Annotated in this window: 12 protein-coding genes and 1 tRNA gene; 6 read left to right on the top strand and 7 right to left on the bottom strand. The window is 73.2% G+C overall.

Translation table 11 applies throughout. From position 1 onward, the window contains the following. Positions 1-22: 22 nt before the first annotated feature. Positions 23-1522 carry a cobyric acid synthase gene (locus LO762_RS26815; protein ID WP_230618805.1) on the bottom strand — a complete coding sequence of 500 codons (1500 nt, stop codon included), beginning with the start codon at positions 1520-1522 and terminating at the stop codon, positions 23-25. Next, positions 1519-2487, bottom strand: a complete 969-nt coding sequence (locus LO762_RS26810) for a cobalamin biosynthesis protein (RefSeq protein WP_374201601.1) — start codon at positions 2485-2487, stop codon at positions 1519-1521. The genes LO762_RS26815 and LO762_RS26810 overlap by 4 nt, the downstream gene beginning before the upstream one ends. 36 nt (positions 2488-2523) lie before the next feature. On the opposite strand from LO762_RS26810, the gene LO762_RS26805 reads away from it, so the two are divergent. After that, positions 2524-3849, top strand: coding sequence for an FAD-binding oxidoreductase (locus tag LO762_RS26805; protein WP_230618803.1), 1326 nt, complete (start codon positions 2524-2526; stop codon positions 3847-3849). 43 nt (positions 3850-3892) lie between these two features. Continuing rightward, positions 3893-4471, top strand: coding sequence for a GNAT family N-acetyltransferase (locus LO762_RS26800; RefSeq protein ID WP_230618802.1), 579 nt, complete (start codon positions 3893-3895; stop codon positions 4469-4471). On the opposite strand, the gene LO762_RS26795 is transcribed toward LO762_RS26800, so the two are convergent. From LO762_RS26795 to LO762_RS26780, 4 genes are all read right to left on the bottom strand, one after another. Then, positions 4468-5424 carry an NAD(P)-dependent oxidoreductase gene (locus tag LO762_RS26795; RefSeq protein WP_230618801.1) on the bottom strand — a complete coding sequence of 319 codons (957 nt, stop codon included), beginning with the start codon at positions 5422-5424 and terminating at the stop codon, positions 4468-4470. The genes LO762_RS26800 and LO762_RS26795 overlap by 4 nt on opposite strands. Positions 5425-5478: 54 nt before the next feature. Then, positions 5479-5970: a methylated-DNA--[protein]-cysteine S-methyltransferase gene (locus LO762_RS26790; RefSeq protein WP_230618800.1), complete on the bottom strand. Its 492-nt coding sequence runs from the start codon at positions 5968-5970 to the stop codon at positions 5479-5481. Next, a complete protein-coding gene (locus tag LO762_RS26785) occupies positions 5967-7430 on the bottom strand; it encodes a DNA-3-methyladenine glycosylase 2 family protein (protein WP_230618799.1) in 1464 nt (487 codons plus the stop codon). Before LO762_RS26785 ends, LO762_RS26790 begins: the two co-directional genes overlap by 4 nt. A 110-nt stretch (positions 7431-7540) precedes the next feature. Next, positions 7541-7614 (bottom strand) — tRNA-Arg (locus LO762_RS26780). Positions 7615-8071: 457 nt separating this feature from the next. Here LO762_RS26780 and LO762_RS26775 point away from each other — a divergent pair. Next, on the top strand, positions 8072-9142 hold the full coding sequence (locus LO762_RS26775; protein ID WP_230618798.1) for an FKBP-type peptidyl-prolyl cis-trans isomerase: 1071 nt from the start codon (positions 8072-8074) through the stop codon (positions 9140-9142). A 154-nt stretch (positions 9143-9296) separates the two neighbouring features. Next, the gene (locus LO762_RS26770; protein ID WP_230618797.1) at positions 9297-12053 is read left to right on the top strand and encodes a transglycosylase domain-containing protein; all 2757 of its coding nucleotides are present in this window, start codon (positions 9297-9299) and stop codon (positions 12051-12053) included. 53 nt (positions 12054-12106) lie between these two features. Here LO762_RS26770 and LO762_RS26765 read toward each other — a convergent pair whose 3' ends face one another. Continuing rightward, positions 12107-12481: a hypothetical protein gene (locus LO762_RS26765; RefSeq protein WP_230618796.1), complete on the bottom strand. Its 375-nt coding sequence runs from the start codon at positions 12479-12481 to the stop codon at positions 12107-12109. A 176-nt stretch (positions 12482-12657) separates the two neighbouring features. On the opposite strand from LO762_RS26765, the gene LO762_RS33725 reads away from it, so the two are divergent. After that, complete coding sequence (locus tag LO762_RS33725; protein ID WP_308104616.1) at positions 12658-19257, top strand: SseB family protein; 6600 nt, start codon at positions 12658-12660, stop codon at positions 19255-19257. Further along, positions 19254-19622, top strand: coding sequence for a hypothetical protein (locus LO762_RS26750; RefSeq protein ID WP_230618795.1), 369 nt, complete (start codon positions 19254-19256; stop codon positions 19620-19622). Before LO762_RS33725 ends, LO762_RS26750 begins: the two co-directional genes overlap by 4 nt. Positions 19623-19720: the final 98 nt, after the last annotated feature.

Raw genomic sequence — 19720 nt, 5'->3', positions numbered from 1 at the left:
CTTCGCAACAGGGTTCGCGCGCTCACGATAGCGGCTGGTGGGAGGCGCCGCCCGGCGGAAGCACGGGCAGCCCGGCGGGGGCGCCGGAGGCGACGAGGGCGTCGAACGCGGGCCCGTCGAGGTGGTCGGCGACGAGGTCGCCGAGCGCGTCCAACTGGGCCTCGCGCAGCGCCGCGAAGGACGTGCCGGGGGCGGGCGCGAACCTCCGGCCGGAGAGCGCCGCCACGTCGGCGAGGAAGGCGCGGCGGAAGGCGTCGTTCTCCAGGGCGCCGTGCCACGTGGTGCCGAAGACACGTCCTTGCCTGCATCCGTCCAGGAAGGGTTCGCCTCCGTGCACGGTGACGCGGCCGTGGTGGATCTCGTAAGCGCGCACACGGCAGCCGTAGTGCTCGCCTTTGGGACGGGCGAGCACCTTGTCCTTCTCGAACCGGACGGACGTGGGCAGGAGGCCGAGCCCGTGGACGGTGCCCTGCTTCGACTCCACGGGGTCGTCGATCGTCTCGGCGAGCATCTGGTAGCCGCCGCAGACACCCAGGATCGGCGCCTTGGCCGTCGCCAGGGCTTCGGCGAAGCCGCGCGCGCGCAGCCAGGCGAGGTCGGAGACCGTCGCGCGGCTTCCGGGCAGCACGATCAGGTCGGCGTCGGCGAGCTCGCCGGGGCCGGTGACGAACCTGACCGAGACGCCGGGCTCCAGGGCGAGCGCGTCCAGGTCGGTGAAGTTGGAGACGCGCGGGAAGCGCAGGACGGCGACGCGTAGGGACTCCGCGCCGTACGGGGCGCCCGTGGCGGGTCTGGCGGCGTCGAGGCCCAGGGAGTCCTCCACGTCGATCCATAGGCCGTCCAGCCAGGGCAGGACGCCCAGAGTGGGGCGCCCGGTGAGCGCGGTGATCTGGTCGACGCCGGGGGCCAGCAGCTCGGGCGCGCCCCTGAACTTGTTGATGACGAACCCGGAGATCAGCGCCTGGTCGGCCGGTTCCAGCAGCGCGACGGTCCCGTACAGGGACGCGAACACCCCGCCCCGGTCGATGTCCCCGACGACGAGCACCGGCAGGTTCGCGGCGCGGGCCAGACCCATGTTCGCGATGTCGCCCTTGCGGAGGTTGATCTCGGTGGGGCTGCCCGCGCCCTCACAGATCACGACGTCGTAGGCGGCGCGCAGCTCTTCGTAGCTCTCCAGTGCGGCGTCCCTGAGCCGGTCCTTGAACGCGTAGTACTCCAGCGCGTCCACGTCGCCGATAGGACGGCCGCGCAGGACGACCTGGCTGCGGCGGTCGCTTCCGGGCTTCAGGAGGATCGGGTTCAGGTGCGCGGTCGGCTCGATCCCGGCGGCCTGCGCCTGCATCACCTGGGCGCGGCCGATCTCCGCGCCGTCGGCGGTGACCATCGAGTTCAGCGACATGTTCTGCGCCTTGAACGGCGCGACCCGCACGCCGCGTCGGCGCAGCCAGCGGCAGATCCCCGCGACGACGACGCTCTTGCCCGCGTCCGACGTGGTCCCGGCGACGAGCAGCCCGCCCCTCACCTAGGGCCCTTCCGGGCCGCGCCGAGGCCGAGCGCGAGCAGCACCCCGGCGGCGACGGCGGCGCCGGACACCGCGCGGGTCAGCCGGACCGCGCGCCTGATGTCCGGGATGTCGGGCACGGGGCCGTCGCCGAGCACGGGCCGCGCCTCGACCGTGTCGCCGTAGGTGTTGGCGCCGCCCAGGGAGACGCCCAGCGCGCCCGCAGCGGCCGCCTCGCAGCGTCCGGCGTTCGGGCTGGGGTGGTGGGCCCCGTCGCGGCGCAGGACCCGCCAGGCGTCCGCGACGGCCCCGGCCCGGCCGGTGACGGGCGCGGCGAGCACGGTCAGCGCGCCGGTGAGCCGTGCCGGGATCCAGTTGGCGGCGTCGTCCAGGCGGGCCGAGGCCCACCCGAAGTTCACGTACCTGGGGCTGCGGTAGCCGACCATCGCGTCGAGCGTGTTCACGGCACGGTAGGCGAGCAGCCCGGGGACGCCCGCCACGGCGCCCCAGAACAGGGGGGACACCACGGCATCACCGGTGTTCTCCGCAAGGGACTCGACCGTGGCGCGGGCCAGGCCCTTGTCGTCCAGGGTCGAGGGGTCGCGCGCGCACAGATGGGACAGCCGCACCCTTGCCGCGCCCACCTGGCCCGATTCCAGGTGCCGTGCCATGATCTCGCCCTCGCGGGCCAGGGAGGCGCCGCCCAGGACCGTCCAGGTCGCCGCCGCCGTCGTCAGGCAGCGGACCACGGGACGGCCCCGGCCCGCCCGCTCCGCGAGCGCGCCCAACGCCAGCGCCCCGCCAACACAAGCTCCCGTGAACAGGACGCCGCGCGCCCTGTCGTCGGCGTAGACCGCCCGCTCCAGGCCCGCCGCCGCCCTGCCGAAGCCCGCGACGGGATGGCCGCGCCGGGGGTCGCCGAGGAGCGCGTCGAGGCCCGCGCCGAGCAGCAGTCCCGCCGCCCGCGCCGTCACACCCGTGCTCACCACAAGCCATGACGGTAATGCACGACAATCGGAGCCATGCTCGCGGACCGGCTCTCCCAGGCGACCCAGGTGGTGACCGACCCCTCCGTCACGGCGGGGTACGAGGTGGACTTCACGGGGGCCTGGCGCGGGCGCGCCCTGCTCGTCGCGCGGCCCGGATCGACGGCCGAGGTGGCCGAGGTGCTGCGGATCTGCGCGGACGAGGGCGTTCCCGTCGTGCCCCAGGGCGGCAACACAGGGCTCGTCGGCGGGGGCGTGCCGGTGGACGGCGGCGTCGTGCTCTCGCTGCGGCGGCTCGCCGCGCTCGGGCCCGTCGACCGGGCGGCCCAGCAGGTGACGGCCGGGGCCGGGGTCACCCTCGCCGCGCTGCAGAGGCACGCGCGGGCGGCCGGGCTGGACTTCGGCGTCGATCTCGCGGCCCGCGACTCCGCGACGGTCGGCGGCATGATCGCCACCAACGCGGGCGGCGAGAAGGTGCTCAGGTACGGGACGACCAAGGCCAACGTCGTCGGGGTGGAGGCGGTGCTCGCCGACGGGTCCGTGGTGTCCCGCCTCGACGGCCTGCCCAAGGACAACACGGGGTTCGACCTTCCCTTCGCCGCCAGCGAGGGCACCTTGGGCGTCATCACGGCGGCCCGCCTGAAGCTGGTGCCTCTGCTGCCCTACCGGGCGACGGCCCTGCTGGGGCTGCCTAGCGCGGACGCCGCCCTGGCCGCCCTCGCCCGGCTGCGGGAGGTGGCGTCCCTGGAGTCGGCCGAGTTCTTCCTCCCTGCGGGGCTCGCCCTCGTGCGGCGTCACACGGGGCTGCCTGCGCCCACGCGGGACGGGCACGCCTTCTACGTCCTGGTGGAGTGCGCCGCGACACACGACCCCTCGGCTGACCTGCATGAGGCGTTGGCGGACGTGGACGCTCCTGAGGCCGTCCTTGCGGGCGACTCCGCCGACCGGCACCGGCTGTTCACCTACCGGGAGGCGCACGCGGAGGCCATCCGCGCCGAGTCCACGCGGGTCGGGGGCGCGGCGCGCAAGCTGGACGTCGGGGTGCCGCTGGCGGTGCTGCCCGCCTTCCTGGCCGAGCTGCCAGCCCTGGCCGGAGACGCCACCCCCTACCTGTTCGGGCATCTGGCCGAGGCCAACGTGCACGTCAACCTGCTGGGCGGCGCCGACGATCCGACGGCCGCCGTGCTGGGGCGGGTGGCGGAGCTGGGCGGCACGATCAGCGCCGAGCACGGCGTGGGGCGCGCCAAGGCCGCCTACCTGCCGCTCACCCGCGACGCCGCCTCCCGGGCCGCCCTGCGCGCCGTCAAGGCCGCGCTGGACCCCACGGGCGTCCTCAACCCCGGTGTGCTGTTCCCCGGCTGATCCGGGCGGCGTTGGCCCGTCCACAATGCGGAATCATGGGCTGATGGCCCCGATTCTCGCCGACCTGCCCTGGCCCAGGAGGACCGACCGCCTCGTCCTGCGCCCCGCCGTCCCGGCGGACGCCGAACCGACCTGGCGGCGGTACCGGCGGCTGCCCGAGATCCGCTGGTGGCTGTCGGGCGGCGACGCCGACTTCACCTCGTACCTGGCCAAGTACTCCGACCCGGCGAGGCTCGCCGCCACCCTCATCGTCGAACACGAGGGGACGATCATCGGGGACCTCATGCTGCGGGTGGACGACCTCTGGACGCAGCCGCCCGCGCCGCCCGGCGGGGTGCCCCGGCAGGCCGAGATCGGCTGGGCGCTGGCGCCGTCCGCGCAGGGCAACGGGTTCGCTTCCGAGAGCGCCCGGGAGCTGCTCCGTATCGCGTTCGCCGACCCACGCCTGCACCGGGTCACCGCTGTCTGCTTCACCGGCAACACGCCGTCCTGGCGGCTCATGGAGCGGCTCGGCATGCGCCGCGAACAGCACTCGCTGAAGGACGCCCTGCACACGTCCGGCGAACTGATGGACTCCTACATGTACGCGATGCTCGCCGAGGAGTGGCGGCCCGAGCGCTAAGGCCGGACGGCCGCCTGGAGGTCCGCCGCGAAGCCCTCCTTCCATGACGCGTACTTCGGCCGCCACGACAGTTCGGCTTTCGCGCGCGTGTTGTCGGCGCCCCTGAGCCGGGTGAAGAACGCGACGCCCCACGCGCCCGTGACGAGCCTGGCCAGCGGCGTCGGCACCCGGTGCGGCGGCTCGGCCCCGAGCAGCTCCGCCAGCGCGGGCAGCCACTCGGCGACCGGGGTCGGCGTGTCGTCGACGACGTTCAGCGAGCCCGTCACGCCCGTCGTGAGCGCCGCCGCCACGGCCGCCGCCGCGTCGTCGGCGTGCAGGAACGAGAACACCGCGGTGCCCTCCCCCACCACCGGCACCCTCCGCTCCCGGATCTGCCCGGTGATCCACCCGTCAGGGCTCTGCTCATCCGGGCCCAGAGGGCTGTAAGCAGTGCCCGGCCCGTAGAGATGGCCGAGGCGCAGGACGAGGCCGTCGGCGGCGTGGGTGAGCGCCTCCAGCTCGACCAGGGCCCGCTGTGTGGTGGCGAACTGCTTGGGCGGGTCGTGCCAGAACGGGGCGTCCTCGTCGGCCGGGCCCTCGCCCGCTGGGTCGTAGGCGTACGCCAGGCCCTCGCAGACGATCCGGGAGGCCCCGGCGTCGCGGGCCGCCTCCAGGAGCGTCACCGTGGCCTCCGTGCGCAGCCGGTTCGTCTGGGCGAACGCCCGCTCCATCCGGCGCGGGTCGATGACCGGCGGGATCGCGGTGAGCAGGTTGACCACGGCGTCCGGCTTGGCCTCCAGGACGGCGGCGCGCAGGTCGGCCGCCTCCAGCGCGTCCACGGCCAGCGGCCGCACCGGGGGCGGCGCCGGGTCCGGGGTGCGCGCGAGCGCGAACACCTCGTGGCCCGTCCCCGCGAGCAGCGGCACCAGCCGCCTCCCGATCACCCCTGTCGCCCCCGCGACGAGCACGCGCATGGCAGTCCCCCTCTCCCTGTGCCGCCTCAGGGGGTCCTACCCACCTCGCCGGGTCTAGGGCAGGGCGCCCTCCAGGGTGAGGAGCGCCTGCTTGGCGGGGAGGCCGCCCGCGTAGCCCGTAAGCGCGCCGGTGGAGCCGACGACCCGGTGGCAGGGCCGCAGGATCAGCAACGGGTTCCTGCCGATCGCCGAACCGACCGCCCGCACGCGCGCGGGCGAGCCGCCCAGGACGGCGTTCAGCTCCCCGTAACTCGTAGTGGCGCCGTAGGGCAGGGCGTCCAGGGCCGTCCACACCTGGCGTTGGAAGGGGGTGCCGGAGACGGCAGCCTCGTAAGAGAACTCCTTGAGGTCTCCGGCGAAGTAGGCGGCCAACTGTTCGACGAGCGCGGCGAAGGGTTCGGGACGGCGGTCGCCGCGCGCGTCCGGGACCGGCGCGTTCGGCTGGTCCGGCAGCGACAGCGACGCCAGGGCGAGGCCGTCGCCCGTCTCGGCGCCGACGAGGACGAGGTCGCCCAGCGGGCTCGGCACGATCGTGTGGATCCTCATGATCCGTTCCTTTCTCGGGAGGGCGCGGGCGCGCGCCACAGCAGCTGGGTGGCGTAGCTGCGCCAGGGCGCCCAGGCCACGGGGTCGGGCGCGCCCGCGGCGGCCAGCGCGCGGCGCAGCACGACGTCGCCGGGCGGCAGCACGTCGGGGTCGCCGAGCGCGCGCATGCGGATGTAGGCGGCGGTCCAGGCGCCGATGCCGCGGACGGACAGGAGCGCCTTCTCCGCCTCGTCACGGTCGGCTCCCGGATCCAGAGGGATCTCGCCACTGGAAAGCGCCGTAGCCAACGCGTGCAGGGCGGCGTGCCGGGAGGCGGGCATACCCAAGCCCGTCAAAGGAGACTCGGCGAGCGCGGCAGCCTCCGGGAACAGGTGGGTGAGCGTGCCGGAAGGCTCGGGGAGCGGTGTCCCCAAGGCGCTGACGACCCTTCCGCCGAGCGTGCGCGCCGCCGCCACGGTGACCTGCTGGCCGAGCACCGCGCGGAACGCCAACTCCTCGGGATCGGCGGCGCCCGGGGCCCGCACCCCTGGGACGGCCTCCACCAACGGCCCCAGGACGGGATCACCCGACAGCGTCTCGGCGACGGCGTAGGGATCGGCGTCCAGGTCGAACAGCCTCCGAACGCGCTGGGTGGCCGCCGCCAGGTCACGCAGATCAGCGAGCGTCACCGTGCACTCCAGCCACCCGCGCTCCCCCGACGGCTCCCTGACGGCGACGAGCCCAGGACCGCCCGGTAGCGCGAGCGTCCTGCGGTAGCGGCGTGCCCCGGGCTCGCCCTCCATCTCCTCCACGCCGGGGATGGCACGGGCGGCCAGGAAGTCGAACACAGGGCGGGCCGCGTAGGGCCCGCGATAGGCGAGCCGCAGAGGGATGCCCGAGGAGGACGCCCGTACAGGGTTCCGTCCCGAGGCACGGAGTTCGGTGGGCGTCGCCGCGTACACCGCGCGGACCGTGTCGTTGAACTGGCGCACGCTGGCGAACCCGGCCGCGAACGCGACGTCCGTCACGGGCAGCGTCGTCGTCTGGAGCAGGATCCTGGCGCTGTGCGCGCGCTGCGCCCTGGCCAGGGCGAGCGGGCCCGCCCCTACCTCGGCCACGAGCAGCCGCTGGAGCTGGCGCGGGCTGTACCCCAGGCGGGCCGCGAGCCCCGCGACGCCGTCCCTGTCCACCGCGCCGTCGCCGATCAGCCGCATCGCCCGCGCCGACGCGTCGGCCCGCGCCTGCCAGGCCGCCGAGCCCGGCACCGCGTCCGGACGGCACCGGCGGCACGCCCTGAAGCCGCCCGCCTGCGCGGCTGCCGCGCTCGGATAGAAGACGACGTTCTCCCGCCGGGGAGGCCGCGACGGACAGGACGGGCGGCAGTAGACGCCGGTCGTCCGCACGGCGAAGAAGAACTCGCCGTCGAACCTCGCGTCACGGCCGCGCACCGCCTGGTAGCGGGCCTCCTCTGTCTGCGTCACCCCTTCAGTCTGCGCGATGCCGGACGCGTTGACTGGCGGTTTTCGGACATGACGCCAGCCAGTGAAGATCCACCGGTTCCGGATCTGTGGTGGTGGTGCCCCGAGAACTGCGCGCCCAGAGGGATTCGAACCCCCGGCCGACGGATTAGAAGTCCGTTGCTCTATCCAGCTGAGCTATGGGCGCAAGATCAAGTCGTCTACCTGCAACTTCCCGCCGACCCTCCGAATCCGTGCCCCCGCCCACGGGCGGGACAGCAAAGGATCCGCAGGTCAGCCGATGGCGACCGATCATCCCTGAGTGTAGAGCGGGCCGTCAACCTCGTTATCAGACGGAGACACCCCGCATGGCCAAGATGGCCAACAAGACCCCCAAGAAACGCCTCCCGCCCCCACCCAACCCGGGAGATCCCAAGGAAATCCGGCGCCTTGCCGGGACCCGTGGGAGATCCGGGACACGTGCGGCGGCCCAGGGGCTGCCGGGAGAGACGGAAAGCGCCGGAGCGTGGGAAGGTGGGCTCGCATTGGTGGGGGCAGGGCCGGGGTGCCGGTATTTTGAGGTGATTTCACTCCGTCCTTAGGGTGGAGCTGGAAGAGTGTGGCCCCGCCCCCCACGCCTGACGTCGACCGGAGATCTGAGGACCATGTCGGACAGTGACAAGACCCCCAGCGTGAAGCTGCCGGACGCCCGGGACATCAGCCGGACCAGCTTCACCCCGCACGGCATCAACCGGGGCAAGGGGTCGTTGAAGCGTCCGGCCAACAAGGCGGAACTGCGCAAGCAGCGGATCCGGCAGACCGGCGTCGGCCTCCTCGTGCTGGCCGTCATCGCCGGCGTCGCGGGCGGCGCCTGGACCCTCACCCGGCCGGAGGAGAACTTCACCGTCACCGGCGCCTTCAACAAGGACCCGAACGTCTCCTGGCCCGAGGTCGAGCCCTACACCAAGGGCCGCACCGAGAAGCTGATCTCCGGCGACGGCGAGGCGCTCAAGGACGGCGACACCGCCTACGTCAACTTCGAGACCTACCAGTGGACCGGGGCCAAGGAGCACGAGGAGAAGAACAGCAGCTACGCCGAGGGCGGCCCCACCACGCTGCCCGTCGGCGGCGAGGGCAGCGGCTTCAAGCGGCTCGACGACGCGATCAAGTCCGCCAAGATCGGCGACCGCTACCTCCTGACGATCCCCGTCAGCGAGCTGGGCGAGACCGCCGAGCAGACCGACCTCGCCAAGGACGACAACGTCGTGTTCATCCTCGACGTCGTCAGCAAGCAGTACCAGGTGACCGGCGAGCACCTCGCCCAGGACGACAAGTCCCTGCCGAAGGTCAACCCCGGCAAGGAGGCGACGGACGCCCCGACGTTCGACATCCCCAAGAACGACCCGCCCAAGGAGCTCGTCGTCAAGACGCTCATCGAGGGCACCGGGCCGGTCTCGCAGAAGGGCCAGACACTCGTCACGAACTACTCGGGCAAGGTCTGGCGCACCGGCAAGGAGTTCGACTCCAGCTGGGCCAACGGCCAGCCCGCCAGCTTCAAGATCGGCGAGGGCCAGGTCATCGCCGGGTGGGACAAGGCGCTCGTCGGCGTCAAGGCCGGCAGCCGCCTGCTGCTCGTCATCCCCTCCGAGGACGGCTACAAGGACGGGAACAAGGACGCGGGCATCGAGAAGGGCGACACCCTGGTGTTCGTCGTGGACGTGCTCGCCGCCGTCTGAGCGAGGAGCGGTCGGTCCCCTTCGGGTGGGGATCGGCCGCTTTCGGCATTCTCCGGCAGCACCTCAGACTTATCCACAGGGCGCGTGGGGCCCGCGTCCGGGCGGACCCGCGCTCCGGTATCGTCATGCGTAACGGAAGGGTAACGGGGGCATCTTGAGCGAGAATGGCGATGAACCGCGGGAAACGGCGCGGGGGGAGGGGTCCCCGCCGGAACCACCCGCGGACCAGCGAGAACCGGCCACCCCGGAGACCCCCGAGCCTCCCGAGGCGGCCACCGACCCCGTCGACCTGCCCACCCCCGCCGAGCAGGTCACCCCCACCCCCACCCCCACCGAAGCCACGGAAACCCCCCTCGACCCGGACGACGAGAACACACCCGACGACCGCGACGCCCGCGACGCCGACACTCCCGTCGAAGCCGACGACACCACGCCGCCCGAAGCCGACGCATCCGCCGAAGCAGACGAAACCGCACGGCTCGACACGGACGCCCCGCTCGATGACACCGCGCGCCTCGAAGCCGACGTGCCCGACGACGCCACGCGGCTCGACACCGGCGCGCTCGTCGAGACGGACGAAACCACACGGCTCGACGCGGACGCCGATGAAGTCGGGGAGACGTCGGCGGAGACCACGCGGGTGGAGGCGCTGCCGGTGCTGGAGCCCGCGGCGACGACGCGGGTCGAGGCGCTGCCGGATCTCGCGGCCATCGGCGCGGCGTCCGGCTCGGCCGGGGCTGGCAAGGCGGGCGAGGGCGCGTCAGGGAAGCCGGAGCCTTCGACGGCGTCGCGGCAGCCCGGCCTGAAGCGGCGCCGGGGCAGGCTGATCAGGCGGCTCGCCTACGGCGTGCTCGGGGTGCTCGGTATCGGCGTCATCCTGTTCGCGATCGCCTACGTGCTCACCCCGATCCCGGAGAGCCAGCAGCTCAGCGCGCGCGAGCAGCTCAACATCTTCTACTACGCGGACGGCAAGACGGTCATCGTCGAGGAGGGCACCAACCGGCGTCCGGTCGACCTGGCCGCGGTGTCCCCGTCCGTCAAGGAAGCGGTCATCTCCGCCGAGAACCGGAGCTTCTACACCGACCCCGGCATCTCGGTCTCGGGCACGTTCCGCGCCTTCTGGTCGACCGTCTCGGGCCAGCAGGTGCAGGGCGGCTCCACCATCACCCAGCAGATGGTCCGCAACTACTACAGCGGCCTCAGCCAGGAGCGCTCCCTGTTCCGGAAGCTGAAGGAGGTGATGGTGTCGCTGAAGGTGAGCCAGTCCAAGGACAAGGACTGGATCATGGAGCAGTACCTCAACACCATCTACTTCGGCCGCCAGAGCTACGGCATACAGGCCGCCGCCCAGACGTACTTCAAGGTGGACGCCAAGGACCTCGACCCGGCCCAGGGCGCCTACCTCGCCGCGACGATCCAGCAGCCGTCCACGTTCAGCAAGGTCACCAAGGAGAACCGCGCCTCCCTGGAGTCGCGCTGGCGCTACGTCGTCAACGGCATGGTCGACGCGGGCAACCTCACCCAGGCGGAGGCGAGCGCGCTCAAGTTCCCGACCCCGGTCAAGGAGGAGCACAAGAACATCTACCGGGGCCAGATCGGCTACATGGTCAACGTCGCCAAGAAGGAGCTGCGCGAGCAGCGCGGCATCGACGACGAGGACCTCGCGCTCGGCGGCCTGCGCGTCGTCACCACGTTCCGCAAGCCGCTCATGGACGCCGCCGTCAAGGCCGTCAAGGACAACGTCCCCGCTGACATGCCCAAGGAGCAGCGCGTCGGGCTGACGGCCGTCGATCCGGGCACCGGCGAGGTGATGGCGTTCTACGGCGGCCGCGACTTCCTGAAGGAGCAGCTGAGCAGCTCGTTCGGCCTGCGCGCGCAGGCCGGTTCCGGGTTCAAGCCGTTCGCGCTGGCCGCCGCGCTGGAGTCCGGCGTGAAGCTCACCGACACCTACAGCGGCGCCGCCCCGCTCGTCGTCAACGGGCATCCGATCCGCAACTCCTCGGGCCGCGGCTACGGGAACCTGAACCTGGTCCAGATGACGCGCGACTCCACGAACACGTCCTATGTCCGGCTCGGCCAGGACATCGGCAACGACAGGATCGTGAAGCTGGCGGAGAGCCTCGGCATCCCCAGGTCGCAGCTCACCGCGAACGGGGCGAACACGGCGGCGACGTTCCCGCTCGGCGTCACCGACGTGAGCCCGGCCCAGCAGGCGGGCGCGTACGCGGCGTTCGCGAACGCCGGCATCTGGTACAAGCCGCACGTCATCAAGTCCATCACCAACCGGCGCGGCGTCGAGCGGAAGATCAAGGTCGAGGGCGTCCGGGTGATGAGCAAGGACACCGCCGCAGACGCCACCTACGCGATGGAGCAGGTCGTCCGGAGCGGCACCGCCACCGCCGCCCGCCTGTACGACCGTGACGCCGCGGGCAAGACGGGCACCACGGACGGCGGCGCCGCCGTGTGGTTCAACGGGTACATCCCCCAGATCTCCACATCGGTCGGGATCTTCCAGACGAAGAACATGTCGAAGTCGCTCAACCTGTCGCCCTACTCGGCGTACGGCGGCGTGCTGCCCGCGATGGTCTGGCGCCAGTTCATGGCGGAGGCGACACAGGGCATGGAGGTGAAGGAGTTCCCCGACCCCGTCACCTACGACTACACGCCGTACTACGACTACGCGCCCGAGCCGGACGGCCCGTCCTCGCCCAGCGGCCCGTCCCCCAGCGGCCCGGAAGGCCCCGACGAGCCCACCGTCGAGCCGCCCGTGGAGCCCGAGCCGGGCGGTCCCGGCCAGCCCGGTGACGGCCCCGACCTCCCCGATGACGGCGGCGTCCCACCGGACGACGGCGGCGTCCCGCCACCCGACCAGGGCGGCGCGCCACCGGACGGCGGCCAGGGCGGCCCCTGACGCGTCACGGCGGGACGGCCCCCCGGCCGTCCCGCCGACCCGCACCGGGCCGGTCAGCCGCAGGCGGCGCCGAGCTTGGCGGGCTGGTCGCGGACGAGTTCGGTCAGCTTCGCGACGTCGCCCGTGTCGGTGAGGCCGGGTCCGGCCTCGCGCCATGACGTCGCGAGGCCGGTGAGGGTGTCGCGCAACTTCGCGTCGTCGGACTTCTTCGCCAGGCCGTCGAGCCGCGTCGCGAAGTCGGTCGCCGCCTGCGCCCACGCCGCGTTGTCGTTCGGCGGCAGCGTCTTCAGCTGCGCCGCGAACCCGTCGATCGCCTCCTGTGTCTCTTCGCACACCTCGGCGCGGTTGCCGAGCACCCCGTCGACGACCGAGCATCCCTGCGCCGCCGTCACCGCCAGCAGCACGACGGCCAAGACCCCGCGTCGCATGCGACCCCCTCCGGAGAAGTTCTGGAACGTCACATGATTCCCTAAACGGATCTCGGCCGCGACGCGCCTGGAAGAGGTCGCCGCGACGGGCTCCGAGCCCCCGCGACGGGCGGAATGAGCGGTGCTCACTCCGGTAGCGTAAGGGGGTCCGCAGGACGTCTGAGGAGTTGCATAACGTGGCCGACGAATGGCAGCCCGCGACCGAGCTGGAAAGGCTCCTGGCCGGTGCGCTCGGCGACCCTGAGCGCTACTTCCGGCTGCTCGCCGACGCCGAGGTGGTCGTCCCGCTCGCCCCCGAGACGGCGGGGCACGTGCTCGCCGAGGCGGTCCAGCCGACCTGGCCGACCCAGGAGCTCGACGACCGCACCCACGTGCTCGTCTACACCTCGCCGGAGGCGATGCGCGCCCGGCTCGGCCCGGCGTTCCGCCACCATCTGCGGCTGAAGCTCACCGACGTCGCCGCCGCCTGGCCGGAGGCCCGCTGGTGGCTCGCCGTCGACGCGGGACTGGCCATCCAGGCGCTCCTCCCGTCCTGGCTGCTGCGCCAGCTCACCGAAGGCGACCCCCGACCCTTCGTCCTCGGTCCCACCCGGGCCCTGCCCCCCTCGCCCCAACCCCGAAGCCTTCCTTCCCCGTCCAACGGCCTCCCGGGCGTCCCGCCCCCGGGCACCGTCCCCCCCGGCTTCGGCATCGCCGACCCCTCCACGCCCACCTCCGGCACCCCACCCATACCCCCGTCCCCTGACGGCGTCTTCCCACACACCTCCCCCTCCGACCACGTCCAGGACGTCCTGGGCGCCATCGCAGGCGCCGCCTCCGCAGCCCCCGGCGACCCGGCCCCCCTCCCCTCCCCCACCACCAACGCACCGGGCGTCTTCCCCCACACCTCCACCACCCCGTTCACGCTCCCCACCCACACCATCAACGGCACACCCCACGCCCCCACCGACGGCAGCGGCTTCACCCCCCACGGCTCCCCCGCCCTCCCCCAGAGCGCGGCCCCAGCAGGCGACCCGTCCGCTGACGACACGAACACACCGCAGGGCTACCGCGGACCGGAAGGCTTCGGCGTGCCCGGCGGAGGCTTCGGGCTGACGCACGGAGGCACTCCGGCGGGCGTCACCGGCCCGCCCACGTCCGAGGGCCCGAGCGCACCGCACGGCTTCGGTGCGCCCGGCGGCGAGGGCGGGGCTCCCGCTGGCGTCGCAGGGCCGCAGGGCTTCGGGACGGCCGCCGGGGACGGTCCGGTAGGCGGCTTCGGCGGGGCGTTCGGTGACGGCGGCGCGCCTTCCGGTGGGCAGGCCGCGCACGGGCGCGGCGGACGGCACGAGTCCTGGCACGGCGCCGAGGACTCCGAACCGCCTGACAGCGACGTGCCGGAGGGCCTGCCACGGAGGCCCGGCGCCCACGCGAGCGAGAGTTTCGGCGACGGCCAGGAGACGACCGGCAGGCACGGCCGCGTCAACGGCGTGGTGCCGGGCCCGCACGGCGACGAATGGGCGCCCCTCGTCCGAGACGGCGACGCCCCCCGCTACGCGCGCCCCGTCCCCGACGGAACCCGACGCGACGGCGCGCCGACCACCGACCTGCCCGTCGCCGGCGCGGACCGCCCCGAGGACGTCGTCGTCAACGGCCTCCCAAGCCTCGACGACCTACGCGCCGCCCAGGCCGAACTGTCCGCCAAACTCACCGACGACCCGAACTCCACCCTCCTGGACACCCCCCGCCCCGACCCGACGAACCCAGCCCAAAGCACACCACCCACACCCACAAACCCGGCGTGGCCCCAGCACGGCCCAAACCCACCGCGCCCCCGCCACAGCTCCACCCAGCCGACCGAACCCGACCAAGCCCCCACAGACCCACCGAGCGCCCCGTATGGCCCCGCGCCGGTCGCTCCCGCGGATCCCGCGAGCCGGTACGGCGCCGCCCTGATCTCCGGGCCCGGCCAGGCTGGTGTGCCAGCCGCTCCCACCGACTCGCCGAGCGCCACGCCCGCGCCCGCACAGCCGCCTGAACTCGGCCAGGGCACGCCCCCGGACTCGGCAGGCCCGCACGGTCCCGCACAGCCGCTCGGACCCGGCCAAGGCGCGCCAGGCGCACCCGGAGCCCCGGTCAGCGCCCCCCACGGCCAGGTCCCAACAGCCGGACCCCACCCGTCCGTGCCCGGCCTGAGCGCCTCGCCGAGCGCTCCCACCGCCCCCGGCCACGACAGCGCGCCTATCACCCCCGCTGACTCCGCAAGCACCCAGCACACCCCCGACACACCGGACACCCGACACGGACTCGGCCACACCGCCGCACCCGGCCAAGGCACACCCGGCGCCCCTAGCGACGCGCCAACCACCCCGTACAGCGCCACCCACACATCCGGGCCCACCCAGCACGTCGTACCGAGCGCACCCACAGACCCGACGAACGGCCAGCACGGCCCCACGCACACCACCGGACCCGCCCAGGGCACACCAGGCGCCCCTAGCGACGCGGCGGGCTACCCGTACGGCGCTGCCCACACGCCCGGACTCGACCAGGGTGACGCGCCCGTCACTCCCGCAGACTCGGCGAGCACCCAGCACGGCCCCGACACCGCCAACGCCCGACACGGCATCAGGCAGGCGGCGGGGCCCGGCCAGGGCCCCGCAGAACCGGTGAGCGGCCCGCACACCGACAGACCCTCCCAGGGCGCGCCAGGCGCTCCCGCAGACTCGACCAGCGCGCTGCACAGCGCTGCCCAGGCGACCGGCCCCGGCCACAGCGGCACACCTATCGTCCCCGCGCACTCGGCAAGCGGCCCGCACGACCCCGACACGGCGAACGCCCGTCCCGGCTTCGGCCAGACCACCGAGACCAGCCAGGGCACACCAGGCGCCCCTAGCGAAGCGCCAAGCGCCCCGCACAGCGCCGCCCACACATCCGGGCCCACCCAGCACGTCGTACCGAGCGCACCCACAGACCCGACGAACGGCCAACACGGCTTCGGCCACGCCGCAGAGCCCAGCCAAGGCACCGGAGATTCAGCGAGCGCCCAGCACAGCCCCACACACGCCACCGAACCCGCCCAGGGCACACCAGGCGCCCCCAGCCCATACGGCGCTGGCCAGCCGCCTGGACCCGACCACAGTGGCGCGCCCATCACTCCCGCAGACTCGGCGAACACCCAGTACGGGCCCGACACCGCAAGTGCTCGACACGGGTTCGGACAGGGGGCAGGGCTCGGCCAGGGCACCGCAGAACAGATAAGCGGTCCGCACGACCCCACGCAGGCAGGGGGACCTGCTCAGGGTGCGCTCGGCACTCCGGCGGACTTGGCGAGCACGCCTTACGGAGCTGCCCAAGCGCCTGGACCTGAACAGGGCGGGGCACCTGTCGCTCCGGCGGACTCGGCGAGCGGTCCGTACGGCCCCGGCGCGGTCGACACCCGACCTGGCATCGGGCAGGCCGCCGAGACCGGACAGGGCACACCAGGCGGTCCTGGGGACGCGGCGAGCGGCCAGCGCGGCTTCGGACAGGCAGCGGAGGCCGGACGGGGCATCGGCGATTCGGCGGGCGCCTGTCAGGGATTCGGCCAGGCGACCGGGCCTGGCCACGGCGCCGAGGATCGCGCGAGTAGTCGGCACGACACCACGCGCGCGGCCGGGCCTGGACAGGGCGCGCCAGGTGCTCCCGGCGACGTGACGGGTACCCCGTACAGCGCTGGCCAGACGCCTGGGCTCGACCAGGACGGCGCGGCTATCGCTCCCGTGGACTCGGCGAGCACCCAGCACGGGGCCGACACAGCGGACACCCGACACAGATTCGGACTAGCGGCCGAGCCCGTCCAAAACACCACAGACCCGGCGAGCGGCCAGCACGGACCCACACAGACACGTGGACCCGGCCAGGGCGCGCCAGGTGCTCCTGGCGACGTGACGGGCACCCCGTACGGCGCTGGCCAGACGGCTGGACTCGACCACGGTGGCGCGGCTATCGCTCCCGTGGACTCGGCGAGCACCCAGCACGGAGCCGACACAGCAGACACCCGACACAGATTCGGACTGGCAGCCGAGCCCGTCCAAAACACCACAGACCCGGCGAGCGGCCAGCACGGACCCACACAGACACGTGGACCCGGCCAGGGCGCGGCAGGTGCTCCCGGCGACGTGACAGGCACCCCGTACAGCGCTGCCCAGACGCCTGGACTCGACCAGGACGGCGCGGCTATCGCTCCCGTGGACTCGGCGAGCACCCAGTACGGGACTGACACGGCGAGTGCTCTACACGGGTTCGGGCAGGGGGCGGGGCTTGGCCAGGGCACCGCAGAACAGGTAAGCGGTCCGGACGGTCCCACGCAGGCAGGGGGGCCTGCTCAGGGTGCGCTCGGCACTCCGGCGGACTTGGCGAGCACGCCTTACGGAGCTGCCCAGGTGCCTGGACCTGAACAGGGCGGGGCACCTGTCGCTCCAGCGGACTCGACGAGCGGTCCGTACGGCCCCGGCGCGGTCGACGCCCGACAGGGCATCGGGCAGGCGGCAGAGGCCGGACAGGGCGTGCCGGGCGGTCCTGGGGACGCGGCGAGCGCGGCGTACGGTGCTGCCCAGGCTGGGCTCGGGCAGGGTGGTGTGCCTGGCGGTCCCGTGGACTCGGTGGGCGGCCAGCATGACGTCGTGCGGGCGGCAGGGGCCGGGCAGGGCGGACCGGAGGACTCAGCGAGTGGTTCGTTTGGTGTAGCCCGGGTGGCTGGGGCTGGCCAGGGTGGGCTTGCGGACTCGGCGGGCGGCCAGCGCGGGCTTGGCCTGGGAGACTCGGCGAGTGGTTCGTTGGGCTCCGGGGCGGAGGACGCGGCCGGGGGCTTGTATGCCGCCGGGGGTGCGCAGGGGGTGCCGGTCGCTCCGGTGGAAGGGGCGGGAGGGGCGCGTGACGCCGGGCGGGGGGTGCCCGGGGTTGAGGAGACCCTGGTGGACATGGCTCCGGTGGATCCGGACGGGCCTCCGCCGCGGGTGCGCTTCCAGCCCGCGAATCCGGTGGAGACGGAGTTGTTGCGGGCCGCCGACGAGGAGTCGGTCGTGCTCGCGTTGGCGGGAGCGGAGTTGCTGCTGCCCGTCCCGGCCGGCACGGATCCAGGGGCGCGGCCCAGTAGGCCGGACTTCCCCTGGGTGCCGGGCGATATCGCGGGCACCCCTGCGGTGCCGGCCTTCACCTCGCCCGAGCGGCTCCAGGACGTCATCGGCCAGGTCGACTTCGTGCGGGCTCCGTTCGCGCTCGTGGTCCGGCACTGGCCTGACGCGGCGTGGACGCTGGCCGTCAACCCCGGCACCCCCGTCTCGGCGACGTTGGCGGGCGCGCAACTGCCGCTCGTCTCCGCCGTCGTGGACGAGGCCAACGGGCGGGCCGAAGGGTTCACGCCGCAGAACGAGCTTGAGGAGCGGATGCGTGACGCGGCCGCGCAAGGCGACACGGATGCTTTGCTCGCCCTGCTGTCATCCGCGCAGGTGATGATCCCCGCCGATCCGGACACGCCGTGGGGCGCGCGGCCGGGCGATCCGGACTTCCCGTGGCGTCCCGTCCCGGTGAAGGGCGAGCCGGCGATCCTCGCGTTCACGTCGCCGCGCTGGATGCACGAGTCGGTCGGGCAGGCCCGGTTCGTCATGCCCGATTTCCGGGATCTCGCGGCGAACTGGCCGGAACGCGGCTGGTCGCTGGTGCTCGACCCCGGCACGCCGATCGCGCTGACCGTCCCCGGTGACGGCCTGCGCGCGACGACCAGGCCGCCGGTCGAGGAGCCACGGCCGGTGCCCGTGTCGTTCGAGCCGGGCAACCGCGTCGACAAGGACCTGGACGAGGCGGTCCTCGCCGGGGACACCGACGACTTCCTGCGGGTGACGCTCTCCGCCGAGGTGCTCGTGCCGGTCCCGGACACCGCGCAGGAGCTCGCGCCGGAGCATCCGGACTTCGACTGGAGCGCCGCCCTGTCCTCGACGCCGCCGGGCCCAGGCGCGTCCGTGCGCGTCTTCACGTCGCTCCCGAGGCTGCAGGAGACGGTCGGGGAGGCGCGGTGCGTCGTGGTCAGGTTCACCGACCTCATCGCGCACTGGAGGCGCCCGGACTGGACGCTGCACCTCAACCCCGGCAGCCGGATAGGCGCGTCGCTGACGGGCCCGCAGGTACGCGAGTTGCACGCGTGGGCGGTGTCGGTCGGGCTACACGGCGACGAGCCTGAGCCGCCCCAGCAGACGACGACGGCGCAGGCCCCCGAGGAGCCCGTGGCGGCGCCGCGCGAGGCTGAGCCCTCAGGCGGCCCGCAGACGACGATGATGCAGAAGGTCCTTCCGCACGCGCAGGTCGGCTGGTACCTGGACCAGAGCTACGACCGTGTCGGAGGCTTCGTCCATCCGCTCGCGGACTGCGCGGGCCTGGCGACGCCGGTCCAGCTGTACGAGGCTCTCGGCCTGCTGTACGCGGGCTCTCCTTTCAGCCCGTCGGACGAGTCCGTGCACGTCCTTCGGTGGCCCGCCTACTGCGAGGACCTGTACCGGGTGCCCTTCGGGGGACGTACCGAGGACGACCTCACGTCCTGGGGAGACGCGGGCTGGGTGGTCGAGCACGCGCCTTTCACCGGGGACGGGTTCGCCGCAGGCTCGGCCGGGACCATCCGCGAGTACAAGGCCGACAGCGCAAGGCTCCCGTCGGGTACGGAGCTCCACTTGCTCGGCGCGGACGGATCCGCCAGGCTCGTCGCCGTCTATGACGCCGACGTGCTCGCGTGGACGAGGCCGCGGGGCGAGGAGGAGGCACGGTGATCCGGGACGGCTACGTCGCCGTGTGGAAGGGCTCGGAGTACGAGGCGAGCCCTTCGGTGAACGGCGAGGTACGGCTGTACACGACGCAGCCAGCCGACGGCTTTGTGGAGACGCGTCCCGGGCGGCACCGTAGGAGCGTGCCCGTGGCGGAGTTGGAGCAGCTCCGCTATGTGCGGACGGCCTGCCGGTGGCGTGGCGAGCGTTTCATCGTCGTCGGTGAGCACGAGACGTGGCTGCGCGTGGAGTACACGGGCGGCCGCGCGACGGTGGCGGAGCGGCTCGGTCTTGACCGCATCGACCACGGCGTCTGGCAGACCTGGGCACCTCGGGCAGAGGTCGAGGATCTCCACGAAGAGTTTATTTAGGACTTAATTCTGGGTTTGGAAAGATCCGGGCATCCGATAGATTCGAGATGCCGGCTCGTGGTTCGATGTCGGCGATGGGTGGAGAGCTCTTGATATGG

This window comes from Actinocorallia sp. API 0066 (assembly GCF_020991275.1).
Classification (GTDB): domain Bacteria; phylum Actinomycetota; class Actinomycetes; order Streptosporangiales; family Streptosporangiaceae; genus Actinocorallia.
Note: the sequence above shows the minus strand (reverse complement) of the source record. Positions and strands in the feature narration are given on the sequence as shown.

Coding starts and splice junctions, on each gene's coding strand:
- LO762_RS26805 (WP_230618803.1), top strand. CDS start 2,524: ATGCTCGCGGACCGGCTCTCCCAGGCGACCCAGGTGGTGACCGACCCC.
- LO762_RS26800 (WP_230618802.1), top strand. CDS start 3,893: ATGGCCCCGATTCTCGCCGACCTGCCCTGGCCCAGGAGGACCGACCGC.
- LO762_RS26795 (WP_230618801.1), bottom strand. CDS start 5,424: ATGCGCGTGCTCGTCGCGGGGGCGACAGGGGTGATCGGGAGGCGGCTG.
- LO762_RS26790 (WP_230618800.1), bottom strand. CDS start 5,970: ATGAGGATCCACACGATCGTGCCGAGCCCGCTGGGCGACCTCGTCCTC.
- LO762_RS26775 (WP_230618798.1), top strand. CDS start 8,072: ATGTCGGACAGTGACAAGACCCCCAGCGTGAAGCTGCCGGACGCCCGG.
- LO762_RS26765 (WP_230618796.1), bottom strand. CDS start 12,481: ATGCGACGCGGGGTCTTGGCCGTCGTGCTGCTGGCGGTGACGGCGGCG.